We start from the raw sequence: 14823 nt of genomic DNA on the forward strand, positions 1-14823 counted from the left end.
GAAGGCGCGAAGCGACTCAGGGGGTGTTTCATTTAAATGCCAACAGGGCTCTTCAGGTGGAAGTCTGTCGCTTGCTGGAAGCGGTGGGCCGCGTTCAGCAGTTTGGCTTCGCCGAAGTAGTTGCCGATCAGCTGCAGGCCCACGGGCATGCCGCCGTCGCCGAAGCCTGCGGGCAGGGACAGGCCGGGCAGGCCGGCCAGCGATGCGGGCAGGGTGAAGATGTCGGCCAGATAGTTGCTCACGGGATCGGCCTTGCCGCCAATGGCCCAGGCCGTCGTCGGCGCGGCCGCGCCGGCGATGACGTCGCAGTCCTTGAAGGCAGCCTGGAAGTCGTCGGCAATCATGCGGCGGATCTTCTGCGCTTGCAGATAGTAGGCGTCGTAATAGCCTTCGGACAGCACATAGGCGCCGATCATGATGCGGCGCTTGACCTCGTCACCAAAGCCTTCGGCGCGGGTCTTTTTGTACATATCGTTGAGGTCTTCGTACTTGGCGGCGCGGTGGCCGAACTTCACGCCGTCAAAGCGCGACAGATTGGACGAAGCCTCGGCCGGAGCCAGGATGTAGTACACGGGCACGGACAGTTCGGTGCGCGGCAGGCTCACGGGCACCAGCTTGGCGCCCAGCTTTTCGTATTCCTTGAGCGCTGCGTCGACGGCTGCGCGGACATCGTCGGACAGGCCTTCACCAAAGAACTCGGCGGGCACGCCGATGCGCAGGCCCTCGATCGAGTCACCCAGGCGGGCGCTGAAGTCCTCGGCGGGGTAGTCCAGGCTGGTGGAGTCGCGGTCCAGATCGGGGCCGCACATTTCGGAGAGCAGCAGCGCGCAATCTTCGGCGCTGCGGCCCATGGGGCCGGCCTGGTCGAGGCTGGAGGCAAAGGCGATCATGCCGTAGCGGCTGGCGCGGCCATAGGTGGGCTTGATGCCGGTGATGCCGCAGAACGAGGCGGGCTGGCGGATGGAGCCGCCGGTGTCGGTACCGGTCACGGCCGGGGCCAGACGCGCGGCCACGGCAGCGGCGGAGCCACCGGACGAGCCGCCGGGCACGCGCTCGGTGTTCCAGGGGTTGCGCACGGGCTGTGCCGCGTCAAAGCCCACGGGGGCCACGGCCGAGTTCTCGTTGGCGCCGCCCATGGCGAATTCGTCGCAGTTGAGCTTGCCCAGGGTGACCACGCCGGCATCGGCCAGCTTCTTCACCACGGTGGCGTCAAACGGCGACTTGTAGCCCTCCAGCATCTTGCTGGCGGCGGTGGTGGGGAAGTCCTTGGTGACGAAGATGTCCTTGTGCGCAATGGGCACGCCGGCCAGCTTGCCGCCCTTGCCTTCGGCAATCAGGGCGTCGGCCGCCTTGGCCTGGGCCAGGGTGGCGTCTTCATCGATGGCGACAAAAGCGCCCAGCTGCTGGTGCTGCTTGGCGCGGGCCAGGAAATGCTGGGCGGCTTCGGTGGCTGAGACCTGCTTGGCGCGCAGCTGCGCGGCCAGCTCGGCCACGCTCAATTGGTGGAGTTCGGTTTGGCTCATGTTCTGATGTGTCCCGCGCGTTTATTCGATGACCTTGGGCACGAGGAAGTAACCCTTTTCGGCTGCAGGGGCGTTCTGCATGTTGGCGTCGCGGTTATTGCCCTCACTTACCAAATCGTCACGTAGCCGTAAGGCGACGTCCTGGATGGCTGCCACCGGATGTGACAGAGGGCTGACGCCCGAAGTATCCACAGCCTGCATTTTTTCGACGATGCCGAAAAAGTTGTTTAGTTGCGCGAGCATGCGCTTACTTTCGTCTTGCGACAGTTCAAGGCGGGCCAAGTTGGCGATGCGCGCAATGTCTTGATCGTTCAATGCCATAGAAATTATTTAACAGGGCCGCCGCGTGTAAAGCAGTGTTTCTAACCCTGACAGTAGAAGTTATTCACAGGGGATACGGTATTATCTCGGCTTTGCCGCAATACCTCCGTTCGGCTGGTCATTGTGCAAAAAATGCCCACCACCCAGACTCCATTACCTTACATCCCGGCGACGGCTAGCCGATGCGCAAGCCGTGCCTGAGAGGACCCTGAATGTTCGGAGCTTTCCGTCGGTACTTCTCCACCGACCTTGCCATTGACCTTGGCACAGCTAACACCCTGATTTTCGCCCGAGACAAGGGCATTGTTCTGGACGAACCTTCGGTGGTTGCGATCCGTCACGAAGGCGGCCCCCACGGCAAGAAGGTGATTCAGGCTGTCGGCCGCGAAGCCAAGGCCATGCTGGGCAAGGTGCCCGGCAACATCGAAGCCATTCGCCCCATGAAAGACGGCGTGATCGCCGACTTCGTGATCACCGAGCAGATGATCAAGCAGTTCATCAAGATGGTGCATCCGCGCTCGGTGCTGACGCCCAGCCCCCGCATCATCATCTGCGTGCCCTGCGGCTCCACCCAGGTCGAGCGCCGCGCCATCAAGGACGCCGCCGAAGCTGCGGGTGCCACGGCCGTGTACCTGATCGAAGAACCCATGGCTGCCGGCATCGGCGCGGGCCTGCCCGTCTCCGAAGCCTCTGGCTCCATGGTGGTGGACATCGGCGGCGGTACGACCGAAGTGGGCGTGATCTCGCTGGGCGGCATGGTCTACAAGGGCTCGGTGCGCGTGGGTGGCGACAAGTTCGATGAATCCATCATCAGCTATATCCGCCGCAACTACGGCATGCTGATCGGCGAGCCCACGGCAGAACTGATCAAGAAGCAGATCGGCTCGGCCTTCCCCGGCTCCGAAGTCAAGGAACTGGAAGTCAAGGGCCGCAACCTGTCCGAAGGCGTGCCGCGCAGCTTCACCATCTCTTCCAACGAAGTGCTGGAAGCGCTGACCGACCCCCTGAACCAGATCGTTTCCGCCGTGAAGAATGCGCTGGAGCAGACGCCTCCCGAGCTGGGTGCCGACATTGCCGAGCGCGGCATGATGCTGACTGGCGGCGGTGCGCTGCTGCGCGATCTGGATCGTCTGCTGGCCGAAGAGACGGGTCTGCCCGTGCTGGTGGCCGAGGAGCCGCTGACCTGCGTGGTGCGCGGCTGCGGCATGGCGCTGGAGACCATGGATCGCCAGGGCAGCATCTTCACCAGCGATTAATCGCTGTGCAATGTGGTGTTTTGCGGCACGCGGCATAGTGCGCGTACCGCAGCCACTTCCATGAACAGGGCCTGAGTCCGTGATACGCCTGCATACCGCGCTCTCTTTTTGCATTCCTTCTGATCCAGGTGGCCGTGCGCATGCGGCCATGCTGCGGGAGCACGCATGAGCCTGGACACCCTGGACCACCGCGCTCCATCACTGTTCAAGCAACAGGCCTCGCGCACTTCCCAGCTTGCCCTCTACAGCGCCTTGGCGCTGTTTTTGATGGTGGCCGACGCGCGTTTCAAGATCACCACGCCGGTGCGCGCGGCCTTGTCGGTGGCGCTGTCGCCCGTGCAATGGCTGGTGGCCCAGCCCGTGCTGGCCTACCAGAACGCCAGCCGCTATGCCGAGGTGCAGCAGCAGGCCGTGGCCCGCGAGGATGCTGCGCGCAAGGAGTTGGTCGTCATGGCTCAGCGCGCCGAGCTGGCCGACGAGTTGATCAAGGAGAACGAGCATCTGCGCTCCATGCTGGAGTTGCGTGAGCGCTCGTTGACGCCGGGGCAGGTGGCCGAGGTGGTCTATGACAGTCCTGACCCCTATACGCGCCGCGTGGTGATCGACAAGGGGCAGGCGGACAATATTGCGCCGGGCTCGCCCGTGCTCGATGAAAAAGGCGTGATAGGCCAGGTCACGCGCGTCTATCCGACGCGTGCCGAGGTCACGCTGCTGATCGATCGCGATCAGGCCATTCCCGTTTTCAACCCGCGCACTGGCGCGCGCAGCGTCGCCTATGGCGATGCATCCTCGACCCGCGCCGGCGGATTGGAACTGCGCTTCATGCCCAGCAACGCCGATGTACAGGTGGGCGATCTGCTCACCACCAGCGGTATTGACGGGCTTTATCCCACGGGCCTGCCCGTGGCCAAGGTGGTGACCGTGGACCGCCGTGCCGATTCTGCCTTCACCCGCATCTACTGCGAGCCCGTGGGCCGCGTGCAGGGTGTGCGCCATGTGATGGTGCTCAAGCCCCAGGGCCGTACCGAGCATCCCGAGGCCGCCAATATGCAGGCCCAGGCCGATGCCGAGAAGGCTGACCGGGCTGCCAAGGCACGTGGCAAAAAGGAGGCGGCCGCTGCCGAAAAGGAGAAGGCCGCCGCTGAGAAGGCGGGGACCAAGGCCGCCAAGCCTGCAAAGGATCCCGCATGATCATGCCGCGCGGCCAGCAGTTGTTGCTGCCGGTCAATCCTCTGTTCATCGTCGTCACCCTGGTGATAGGCCTGGCCGTCAACATGCTTCCGCTGGGTCGCATAGTCTGGCTGCCGGACATGTTGCTGCTGCTGCTGGCCTTCTGGAGTTTGAACCAACCGCAGCGCGTGGGCCTGGGTATTGCCTTTGCACTGGGGCTGGTCATGGATGTGGACCGAGCCTCGCTGCTGGGTCAGCATGCACTGGCCTATACCTTGCTGGTCTTCGTGACGGGCTGGATGAGTCGCCGCCTGCTCTGGTTCTCGAGCCCCGTGCAGGCCCTGCATCTGCTGCCGGTGTTTGCTGCGGCGCACGGCATTCAGGTACTGCTGCGTGTCGCGACGGGAGGTATCTTCCCTGGGCTGGAGTTTCTGATAGCTCCAGTGATCGAGACCTTGCTGTGGCCCGTGGTCAGCGCTTTGCTGCTGGCGCCGCAGCGCCGTGCGCCGGACAGCGATGAAAACCGGCCTCTGTAGATGAAAGCCCCCTTGAGTCGCTGCGCGCCTTTCCCCCTCTCGCTTCGCGGGGGGGAACGACTGCCTCGCTGCGGGGCGGCCCTTGCTTGCAGTCACTGGCTTGGCGTGCGGGGAGCCTGCGCATGATGGAGATTCGCAACACCGAAGTCGAGCTGCAGCGCTTCCGGATGCGTGCAGTCGTCATGGGCTGCGTGGTATTTCTGGCGTTCTGTCTGCTGGTCTGGCGTCTGCTGGTGCTGCAGGTCGAGCGCCATGAGGAGTTTGCCGAGCGGGCCGAGAGCAATCGCACGGCGGTGGTCCCCATCGTGCCCAACCGGGGCCAGATCCTGGACCGCAACGGCGTGGTGCTGGCGACCAATTACTCGGCCTATACGCTGGAGATCACACGCTCCAAGGTCGAGGATCTGGACGAGACCATCGAAGGGCTGTCCGGGGTCATTGAGATCACGCCGCGCGACCGCCGCAAGTTCAAGCGGCTCATGGATGACTCCAAGAGCTTTGAGTCGATTCCTATCCGCTCGCGCCTGACGGATGAGGAAGTCGCCAAGTTTGCGGCCCAGCGCTATCGCTTTCCGGGTGTGGACATCAAGGCCCGCCTGTTTCGCACCTACCCGCTCAAGGAGACCGGCAGCCATTTGATCGGATACATCGGTCGTATCAATCAAAGGGAAAAGGAAGAGATCGACGACTCCGACGATGCGGCCAACTACCGTGGCACCGAGGTCATGGGCAAGCTGGGGGCCGAAAAGAGCTATGAGCTGCAGCTGCACGGTCAGACGGGCTGGGAGGAAATGGAAACCTCGGCTGGCGGCCATGCCGTGCGCCGCCTGGGCAGTCGCCCTGCCACGCCGGGACACAGCCTGCAGCTATCGGTGGACATCAAGCTGCAGAAGATGGTGGAAGACCTCTACGGCAACCGCCGCGGCGTGGCCATCGCCATGGATCCGCGCAATGGCGAGGTGCTGGCCATGGTCAGCAAGCCGACCTACGACCCGAATCTGTTTGTCGACGGCATCGACCAGGAAAGCTGGAAGGCACTCAACGAATCGCTGGACCGCCCTTTGCTCAACCGCTCCATGCGCGGCACCTACCCCGTGGGCTCGACCTACAAGCCCTTCATGGGCCTGGCGGGCATAGAGACCGGCAAGCGCACGCCGGGCACGGTGATCCAGGACGGCGGCTCCTGGACTTTCGGCGGCCACACCTTCCGCTCCGGCCATGCGCTGGGCCCGGTGGATCTGGCGCGCGCCATCCAGCATTCCAGCAACGTCTATTTCTACACGCTGGCCAACGAGATGGGCGTGGATGCGATCCACGACTTCATGAAGCCGCTGGGCTTTGGCCAGATCACCGGCATCGACCTGCCCGGCGAGGTGCGTGGCGTGCTGCCCAGCAAGGAGTGGAAGCGCAAGACCTACAAGCGCGCCGCCCAGCAGCAATGGTTTGCAGGCGAGACGATCTCCCTGGGCATCGGCCAGGGCTACAACAACTTCACCATCCTCCAGCTCTCGCATGCGCTGGCCACGCTGGTCAACAACGGCTTGAGCTTCACGCCCCATGTGGGCAAGGAGCTGATCGACTCCGTCACCGGTACGCGCACGGCCATTGTTCAGCCGGCACCCGTCAACCTGGGCTACAAGCAGAGCAATGTCGATGCCGTCAAGCGTGGCATGGTGGGAGTGGTGACTGGCGGCACGGGTCGTGGCGTCTTCGGCAGTGCCAGCTATCTGTCGGGTGGTAAGACCGGCACGGCCCAGGCAGTAAGCGTGGGCCAGAAGGAAAAGTACAACGCTGCGCGTCTGGCCGAGTACCAGCGCGACCATTCGCTCTATATCGCCTACGGCCCGGCCGAAGCGCCCAGGATTGCCGTGGCCGTGATTGTGGAGAATGCAGGCTTCGGTGCAGCGGCTGCCGCACCTATCGCACGCCGCATACTGGACTACTGGCTGGTGGGCAACTATCCCAGCGAGGCTGATATCGCTGCCGTGCGCCAGGGCAAGGCAGGCGCACCGATCGGCACGCCGCGCCGTGTGGAAGATATCTCGGTGCTGTCCGACGACGAAACAGCACCTTGATAAATTGATAGCTGTTAACGCTTGCTGTGTAATGGTTTAACGCAGAAAAGCGTCATAGCCAGTTTTCAGAATCAGCAGGCTGACCACGCCGATGAAAATCGTGCGCACAAAGCCCGTGCCGTGGCGCAAGGCCATCCAGGTGCCCAGCATGCTGCCCAGCACATTGGCCACGGCCAGCGGAATCGCAAAGTGCCACCAGACATGGCCCTTGAGAGTGAACAGCAGCAGTGCCGCGGCGTTGGAGGCCAGGTTCAGCAGCTTGGCGCTGGCCGAGGCGTTGAGGAAGTCATAGCCCAGCAGGCGCACGAACAGGAACACGAAGAAGCTGCCTGTGCCCGGGCCGAAGAAGCCGTCGTAGAAACCGATCAGCAGGCCGATGGCGCTGGCGGTCAACATCTCGGTGCGCCCTGCCAGGCGCGGCTCGTGGTCGCGGCCCAGCTCTTTTTTGGCCAGGGTGTAGCCCAGCACGCCCAGCAGGATGAAGGGCAGCAGCTTGCGCAGAAAATCGGGCGAAATCAAGGTGACGGCCCAGGCTCCGAGAAAAGCTCCCACCAGCGTCGTGCCGATGGCGGGCAGCAGCGTAGCCCAGGTGATATGCACACGCTTGCTGTACTGCCAGGCGGAAATGGCCGTGCCCCAGACGGCGGCGCTTTTGTTAGTGCCAAACAGCGTGGCGGGCGTGGTGGTGGGGAAGGCTGCAAACATGGCCGGCACCAGAATCAGTCCGCCGCCTCCCACGATGGCGTCAACAAACCCGGCCAGGGCCGAGGCGAGGGAAACAAGAATCCATTCCATGGAGCAAATGCCTGCAATTGGTGCATGCCGTGAGCAACGCGCGTTGCCGCTGGGCGGCGCTGCCGGAGGCGGGATGAAGAAGCCAGGGAGAGAGCGGGCTTGAATGCCCGAGGATGGCGCCGGCATTGTCGCACCGCTGCCTCAAGCCTGTGCGCAGGCATAAAAAAAGCGCCCACTGTGGGGCGCTTTTGAACGCATCTTTGATGCTTTTATATGTATTGGTCTGGTTGTGTCGAGTTGTCTCCTCGGCCCTCCATGCTGCTTCGTGGAGCAGCGAGAGTGACGAGAATGTAAGGGCTGCACCTGTGTGGTGCATTGGGGAATTCCCTTGGGTTATATCAAAAACGTCTGACAAATGAATCAGAAAGTTTCGTGACATCCTTATGAGTTTTGAGATATTTCAAAAACAATAGCGTCATATGCTTATGAGCAAAAGATCTCTGAGGGCTTTGATTCATAGGGCATGACGCCGCGCGGAATTCTTCCGCTCGGACAGACGTTGCGCTCCAGAGCGAATTTCGGGCGCTGACGGGCTTTTCGCAGTGAATCGCTCGGCTTTTCGAGAGGCCGTTTTTCAGGTCGCGTCACGAATCCACTGCGCCGCCTTCTCGGCCATCATCAGCGTCGGGCTGTTGGTATTGCCGCTGGTGATGGTGGGCATGGCGCCGGCATCGACCACGCGCAGACCCTGCACGCCTCGCACCTTGAAACGGCTGTCCAGGACTGCCATCGGGTCGTCGGCGCGTCCCATCTTGGTCGTGCCTACGGGGTGGAAGATGGTGGTGGCGATATCACCGGCCAGACGCGCCAGCTCTTCGTCGCTCTGGTATTGAGCACCGGGTTTGAACTCTTCGGGTTGGAAGAGCGCAAGCGCCGGCTGGCTGACGATGCGCCGCGTGACGCGCAGGCTGTCTGCCGCCACCTGCCGGTCTTCTGCCGTGGATAGGTAATGGGGTGCAATGGCCGGAGCCTGGCGGAAATCCGCACTTTGCAGTTGCACCGTGCCGCGGCTGCTGGGGTTGAGGTTGCAGACGCTGGCGGTGAAGGCGGCAAAGTCGTGCAGCGGCTCGCCAAAGGCATCCAGCGACAGCGGCTGCACGTGATATTCCAGATTGGGGTGGGCCAACGCCGGATTGCTGCGTGTAAAGGCACCGAGTTGCGAAGGCGCCATGCTCATGGGGCCGCTGCGCTTGAGTGCGTATTCCAGGGCGATGGCCGCCTTGCCCCAGAGACTGCCGGCCATGGTGTTGAGCGTCTTGGCGTTCTGCACCTTGTAGACCGAGCGGATTTGTAGATGGTCCTGCAGATTGGCGCCCACGCCGGGCAGATCGCGGCGCACAGCCATCCCATGGCGCTGCAGCAATTCGCCGGGGCCTATGCCCGACAGCTGCAGGATATGCGGCGAGTTGACCGCACCCGCGCAGAGCAGCACCTCGCGCCCGGCCTGCACAGTCACCATCTCCTCTCCGGTCCAGACTTCGGCGCCGGTGCAGCGCTGGCTGCCGTCCGGCAGATCTTCCAGAATCAGCCGGCGCACCTGGGCGCGGGTCCACATCTCGAAGTTGGGACGGCCGTAGCAGGTGGGGCGCAGAAATGCCTTGGCAGTGTTCCAGCGCAGACCTGACTTCTGATTGACTTCAAAGTAGCCCACGCCCTCGTTGCAGCCGCGGTTGAAGTCGTCGGTGGCAGGAATGCCTGCCTGCTGCGCGGCCTGGGCAAAGGCGTCGAGTATGTCCCAGCGCAGACGCTGCTTCTCCACGCGCCACTCGCCGCTGCCGCCGGTGCTCTTGCTGCCGTGCAGGCGCATGAATTCTTCGCTGGCGCTGCCGACGGCGTCGAGACGCCAATGGTCTTCATGCTGTTTGAAGGCCGGCAGGACCTGCTCCCAGCGCCAGGTGTCGTCGCCGGTCAGCTCGGCCCATTGCTCGTAGTCGCGGGCCTGGCCGCGCATATAGATCATGCCGTTGATGCTGGAGCAGCCGCCCAGTGTCTTGCCGCGCGGGTAGCGCAGGCTGCGACCGTTGAGGCCGGGGTCGGGCTCGGTCTGATAGAGCCAGTCGGTGCGTGGGTTGCCTATGCAATAGAGATAGCCGACGGGGATATGGATCCAGTGGTAGTCATCCTTGCCGCCGGCTTCGATCAGCAGAATCCGGTGATTCTTGTTGCGGGTGAGACGGTTGCACAGCAGCGAACCTGCTGTGCCTCCGCCAATGACGATGTAGTCGAACTGGGTATCACTCATGGGCAGATCAAAAGGCCGGTACAGCTAGGCGCAGAGGCCAGAGCATCAGGCAGTCATGGGCAAAAAGGCTGGTTCATTAGGTGTGATGAGCTTGCGGGTGTCGATAGGGAAAGCGCTCGCATACTCCTGTTTTGGAAGCTGTCGGCGCAGTGCTGGTTTTGACTTTCGCGGATTTTTGATAAAAATTGCAACGCTATCATTACGTGGCATGCGGCAGCGGCCTACGTGCTGTGCTTGGCATGTTCCCCGCGTGGCGCGTTATGCTGGCCCCTGCGGCCAGCCCGCCTCCCTCAAGTTCTAGGAAGCTTTTCTTTGTCCAGCTCAGACCAACTACCTCAATGTCCGCTGCAGTCCCGCGAGGGTCAGCAATGGGCCGTGCCTGTGGGCCGCTGGAGTGCAGCAGAGCTGGGCGACCGCCATATCTGGCGCCGGCTGGCGCCGCAGATCAGGGCGGTGCCCAAGGGCGCGGCCTGGGATTTGCAGCAAATGGTCTGGTTCGACCATATCGGTGCGCAGCTGCTGTGGGAGCAATGGGGCAAGGCCTGGCCGGCCCACTTGCTGACGACCAAGACCCAGCGCTCCATGCTGGAGCGTGTGGCCAGGTTCAGTGAAGTGCCCGAGTCCAAGCCCGAGCCCTCGGGATGGATGTGCGAGGTCAATCGACTGGGCCAGATGGTGATCGATGCCTGCGGGCACTTTTTCAACTTGATCCAGCTGGTTGGTCAGTTGCTGCTGGACTGCCTGCGCTTGCTGCGCAATCCGTTTCGTGGCCCCTGGCGCGATATTTCGGGCCACCTCTATGCGACGGGGGCGACAGCCTTGCCGATCACGGCGCTGGTCGGCTTTCTGATCGGCGTGGTGCTGGCCTATCTGATGGCGCTGCAGTTGCGCCAGTTCGGGGCCGAATCCTTTATCGTCAACATTCTTGGCATTTCGCTGATCCGCGAACTCGGGCCGCTGCTGGCGGCGATTCTGGTGGCTGGGCGCAGCGGCTCGGCCATCACGGCGCAGATCGGCGTGATGCGCGTGACCGAAGAGCTCGACGCCATGCAGGTCATGGGCATTTCCCAGGGGTACCGGCTGGTGCTGCCGCGTGCGCTGGCTCTGGCCGTGTCCATGCCGCTGGTGGCGTTGTGGACCATTCTTGCGGCACTGGCTGGCGGCATGGTCGCGGCGGACCTGACCATGGACATCACGCCCTCCTATTTCGTGCAAAGCCTGCCTGCGGCCGTGAAGATCGGCAATCTGGTACTGGCCATGGGCAAGTCCGTGGTGTTTGGCGTGCTGATCGCCCTGATCGGCTGCCACTGGGGCCTGAAGGTAGAGCCCAATACCCAGAGCCTGGGGCGTGGCACCACGGCGGCGGTGGTGTCATCCATCACCATGGTCATCATCGTGGATGCCATTTTCGCCATCCTCTTCAGAAACGTGGGCTTTTAGGATGAACTACCCCCTGTGCGGCTTCGCCGCTTCCCCCCAAGGGGACGACACCTTCGCTGCGGGGCGGCCCTTGATAGGCGTCTCTGGCTTGGGTCGCGCCAGCCTCGTGGAGCGGGGGGCACGCAAATGACAGAGGTGATGCACAACCGCCGTATCGAGGGTGCCGTGGGCGATTACGCGCCGCCACAGGATGTGAAGCCGCTGGTGCAGGCAGTGGACCTGTGGACCGAATTTGGCGAGGGCGAGTCGCGCTTTGCCGTGCACCAGGACTTGAACTTCGATGTCTACCCGGGCGAGATTCTTGCCTTGGTGGGCGGCTCCGGCACGGGCAAGACGGTGCTGCTGCGCCAGATACTGGGGCTGCTCTCGCCATCGCGCGGCACGGTGACCGTGGATGGCAGGCCCTCGCGCGAGGTCATCAGCGGCGAGCTGGCGGCGAGTCAGGTGGGCATGCTATTCCAGCAAGGGGCGCTGTACTCGGCCTTCAACGTGCTCGACAACATCGCATTTGCGCTGCGTGAGCAGGGCACCCTGCCCGATGCCGTGGTGCGCGATGCGGCCATGGTCAAGCTGCAGATGGTGGGCCTCAAGCCCGAGCATGCCTCGCGCATGCCTGCAGACCTGTCGGGCGGCATGATCAAGCGTGTGGCGCTGGCGCGTGCACTGATGATGGATCCGCCGCTGCTGCTGCTCGACGAACCCACAGCGGGGCTGGACCCCAAGGGCTCGGACGAGTTCTGTGAGCTGCTGCGCGATATCCATGCCGAGCTGGGCCTGACCGTGATCATGGTCACCCACGATCTGGATACGCTGTTCGCGCTGTCCACGCGCGTGGCCGTGCTGGCCGAGAAAAAAGTGCTGTTCACCGGAGCCCCGCGCGACGTGGCCAGGATCAAGCACCCGTTTATTGAACATTTCTTCCAGGGAGAGCGTGGCCGCCGTGCCATGGCCCCGGTGCAAGGCGGCGTGGCCGCAGAGGAAAGCTGATGGAAAACAAGTCCCATGCCATGGCTGCCGGCATCTTCGTGCTGGTGGTGGCGACCCTGCTGGCAGGGCTGGCCGTCTGGCTGACGCGCGACAACCGCGAATACCAGCTCTATGAAATGTCCACCAAGGACGGAGTCAGCGGCTTGCAGCCCCAGGCCACGGTGCGCTACAAGGGCGTGCCCGTGGGCAAGGTGGTGCGCATCGGCTTTGACCCGCAGATTCCTGGCAATGTGCTGATTCGCATTGCCGTGGGCGAGGACACGCCGGTCACGCCGGCCACTTACGCCCAGCTCGGCTATCAGGGAGTGACAGGTCTGGCACATATCCAGCTCGACGATGACAGCAAGTCTTCGCAGCCGCTCAAGCCCGGGCCCAGCGGCCTGCCGCGCCTGCCCATGAAGTCATCGCCGCTGAACATGCTGGCCGACCAGGGGCCGGTGCTGCTGGAGCGGGTTGACGAAATTTCACGCCGCCTCAATTCCATGCTGGGTGAGGACAACCAGAAGCGGGTGAGCGTGGCGCTCGACAATATCGCTGCCGCATCCGGCGGGATCAAGGATCTGGCCGAGACCATGAACAAGACGGCCAAGGACTTTCCACAGATCACGGCAGATGCGCACCAGACCCTGCAGTCCCTTACCAAGGCCGGCAATGCCGCCACGGGCGTGGCGACCGATCTGCAGCAGACCGTGCGCAAGGTCAATGCCCCCGACGGCCCGCTGCAGCAGATTGCCGAGGGCACGCAGGCCCTGTCGCAGGCGGCCGAGTCGCTGGGACGCAGCACCTTGCCGCGCATGAACGGCGCGGCTGACGATGTCTCGCGCGCCGCGCGCACCATGGGCGCGGCCGCGGGCCGCTTCAATGACAACCCGCAATCCGTCATCTACGGCCAGGGAATGGGCTTGCCAGGTCCCGGCGAGCCAGGGTTCGTGGCGCCGGCCAAGTGAAGCCGCAACAAGGACACGACTTGCGCAAATTCGGATCAGGCAGGCTGTTTTTCGATGGAAATGCCTGCTGCCCAGCCTGGCTGGCCTAAGTCCCAAAGGAATCAATATGGCAGACACAAAGACTTCATTCACCGGCCGCGGAGCATGGCGATTGCTGGGCGCTTCTTCCCTGGTACTGGCGCTCGCCGCCTGCTCGGGCCTGCCCACGGCGCCCACGCAGCCGGTGCGCTATGACCTGGGCGTGGCCGACCTGGCCGCGCCGGCCGCCAACGCAGCCGCCCCTTTGGTGGCGCCGGTGCCTCTGGTGCTGGCCGAAGTCCAGGCTCCGGGCCTGCCCGAGGGCCTGACGGCCATGTTCTACCGTCTGAACTACAGCGACAGCCAGCAACTGCGTGCCTACCAGAACGCGCGCTGGAGCCTGCCTCCCGCCCAGATGGTGGAGCAGCGCCTGCGCATGCGTCTGGGGCTGGAGCGCCCCGTGCTTTCGGGCAAGGACAATGTCCGCCCCCTGTTGGCCGACAAGCGCTCGATTGCGCAGCTGCGCGTGACGGTGGACGAGTTCAACCAGGTCTTCGACAACGCCAGCAACAGCCGTGCGCTGCTGCGCCTGAGCGCCAGCCTGATCGGTGTCGGCGAGAGTGCAGGCAACCAGTTGCTGGGCCAGAAGGTGTTCACGGTCGAGGTTCCGGCTGCCTCGGCCGACGCAGCCGGCGGTGCCCAGGCCATGGCACGCGCGGTGGATGAGGCGGCTGTCCAGCTCAGCCGCTGGTTGCAGGGTTACGGGCGCTAGGGCCTGACCAGTCCCAGGCATTTCCGCTCCCAAAGCCCTGCCATGCAGGGCTTTGTTGATTCCGGGCAAGTCCTGCTTACTCGCGGGCAGCTGCTTTGCTGATGTGGGTCAATGGCCGGGCCGGGCCTTGTTCTTAAGCTGCCAGTTCCTCAACCTCGCACAAGGAACTGCCATGGCCAGCCTCGAATGGAATGCCGCTCTCATCCTGGATTTTCCCGTCATGGACGCGGTGCATGAAGAGTTCGTCACCCTGCTGGCCCAGGTGGAAGCTGCGGGCGACGAGCAGCTGTGCGCGCTCTGGGACGAGCTGATTGCCCATACCCAGCAGCACTTCGATCAGGAAGACCGCTGGATGCAGACCACGGGCTTTGCCACGGGCAACTGCCACAGCCAGCAGCACAAGGTGGTGCTGGCCGTGCTGCGCGAGGGGGCGGTCAAGGGCGGGCAGGGCGATCTGGCCACGATCCGCCATATGGCGGCCGAGCTGGGTCCGTGGTTCAGCCACCATGCGCAGAACATGGATGCCGCCCTGGCCCTGCATATGCGCCGCGCGGGCTTTGACCCGGTGACCGGCGCGGTGCTGGTGCCCGAGGCTTTGCCTGCAGAGCCGATCACCGGCTGTGGTGGTGCCTGTGGTGAAACTGAAAAAATGGAGTGGTAACTGCCTGAAACTGGCACGCGCTAAGGAGAGAGACAGCGAGCAAGCGCCGCCGCGCCGTCCCCCTTGGGGGAAGCGGCGCA

Annotated in this window: 13 protein-coding genes; 9 read left to right on the forward strand and 4 right to left on the reverse strand. The window is 63.6% G+C overall.

The window, feature by feature from the left end; translation table 11 throughout:
* Positions 1–32: 32 nt before the first annotated feature.
* Positions 33–1523: an Asp-tRNA(Asn)/Glu-tRNA(Gln) amidotransferase subunit GatA gene (gene gatA / locus MPZ60_RS01375; RefSeq protein WP_034357883.1), complete on the reverse strand. Its 1491-nt coding sequence runs from the start codon at positions 1521–1523 to the stop codon at positions 33–35.
* Positions 1524–1544: 21 nt separating this feature from the next.
* Complete coding sequence (gatC, locus tag MPZ60_RS01380) at positions 1545–1844, reverse strand: Asp-tRNA(Asn)/Glu-tRNA(Gln) amidotransferase subunit GatC (protein WP_003070403.1); 300 nt, start codon at positions 1842–1844, stop codon at positions 1545–1547.
* A gap of 212 nt (positions 1845–2056) precedes the next feature.
* On the opposite strand from gatC, the gene MPZ60_RS01385 reads away from it, so the two are divergent.
* The 4 genes from MPZ60_RS01385 to mrdA all read left to right on the forward strand — a co-directional run bounded on the left by MPZ60_RS01385 (position 2057) and on the right by mrdA (position 6881).
* Positions 2057–3100: a rod shape-determining protein gene (locus MPZ60_RS01385; protein WP_003059473.1), complete on the forward strand. Its 1044-nt coding sequence runs from the start codon at positions 2057–2059 to the stop codon at positions 3098–3100.
* 165 nt (positions 3101–3265) lie between these two features.
* Positions 3266–4291 carry a rod shape-determining protein MreC gene (mreC, locus tag MPZ60_RS01390; protein ID WP_003070406.1) on the forward strand — a complete coding sequence of 342 codons (1026 nt, stop codon included), beginning with the start codon at positions 3266–3268 and terminating at the stop codon, positions 4289–4291.
* Positions 4288–4806 (forward strand): rod shape-determining protein MreD, encoded by a 519-nt coding sequence (gene mreD / locus MPZ60_RS01395; RefSeq protein WP_034357886.1) that lies wholly within the window; start codon positions 4288–4290, stop codon positions 4804–4806. Before mreC ends, mreD begins: the two co-directional genes overlap by 4 nt.
* A 122-nt stretch (positions 4807–4928) precedes the next feature.
* Positions 4929–6881 carry a penicillin-binding protein 2 gene (mrdA, locus tag MPZ60_RS01400; protein WP_034357888.1) on the forward strand — a complete coding sequence of 651 codons (1953 nt, stop codon included), beginning with the start codon at positions 4929–4931 and terminating at the stop codon, positions 6879–6881.
* Between the two features lie 36 nt (positions 6882–6917).
* On the opposite strand, the gene MPZ60_RS01405 is transcribed toward mrdA, so the two are convergent.
* Together MPZ60_RS01405 and MPZ60_RS01410 are read right to left on the reverse strand one after the other, a co-directional pair.
* Positions 6918–7676, reverse strand: a complete 759-nt coding sequence (locus tag MPZ60_RS01405) for a TSUP family transporter (RefSeq protein WP_003074636.1) — start codon at positions 7674–7676, stop codon at positions 6918–6920.
* Between the two features lie 574 nt (positions 7677–8250).
* Entirely contained in the window at positions 8251–9918 is a 1668-nt protein-coding gene (locus tag MPZ60_RS01410) for a GMC family oxidoreductase (protein WP_034357890.1), read from the reverse strand.
* 312 nt (positions 9919–10230) lie between these two features.
* Here MPZ60_RS01410 and MPZ60_RS01415 point away from each other — a divergent pair, with 312 nt between their 5' ends.
* The 5 genes from MPZ60_RS01415 (at position 10231) to MPZ60_RS01435 (ending at position 14743) form a co-directional block, all read left to right on the forward strand.
* A complete protein-coding gene (locus MPZ60_RS01415) occupies positions 10231–11358 on the forward strand; it encodes an ABC transporter permease (RefSeq protein WP_034357892.1) in 1128 nt (375 codons plus the stop codon).
* Between the two features lie 126 nt (positions 11359–11484).
* Positions 11485–12345, forward strand: coding sequence for an ABC transporter ATP-binding protein (locus MPZ60_RS01420; protein WP_003070417.1), 861 nt, complete (start codon positions 11485–11487; stop codon positions 12343–12345).
* Positions 12345–13292: an MlaD family protein gene (locus tag MPZ60_RS01425; protein ID WP_034357894.1), complete on the forward strand. Its 948-nt coding sequence runs from the start codon at positions 12345–12347 to the stop codon at positions 13290–13292. Before MPZ60_RS01420 ends, MPZ60_RS01425 begins: the two co-directional genes overlap by 1 nt.
* Positions 13293–13398: 106 nt before the next feature.
* On the forward strand, positions 13399–14082 hold the full coding sequence (locus tag MPZ60_RS01430) for an ABC-type transport auxiliary lipoprotein family protein (RefSeq protein WP_034357896.1): 684 nt from the start codon (positions 13399–13401) through the stop codon (positions 14080–14082).
* Between the two features lie 172 nt (positions 14083–14254).
* A complete protein-coding gene (locus MPZ60_RS01435; protein ID WP_034357898.1) occupies positions 14255–14743 on the forward strand; it encodes a hemerythrin domain-containing protein in 489 nt (162 codons plus the stop codon).
* Positions 14744–14823 lie beyond the last annotated feature (80 nt).

The organism is Comamonas sp. 7D-2 (assembly GCF_022749555.1).
Taxonomy (GTDB): Bacteria; Pseudomonadota; Gammaproteobacteria; order Burkholderiales; family Burkholderiaceae_C; genus Comamonas; species Comamonas thiooxydans.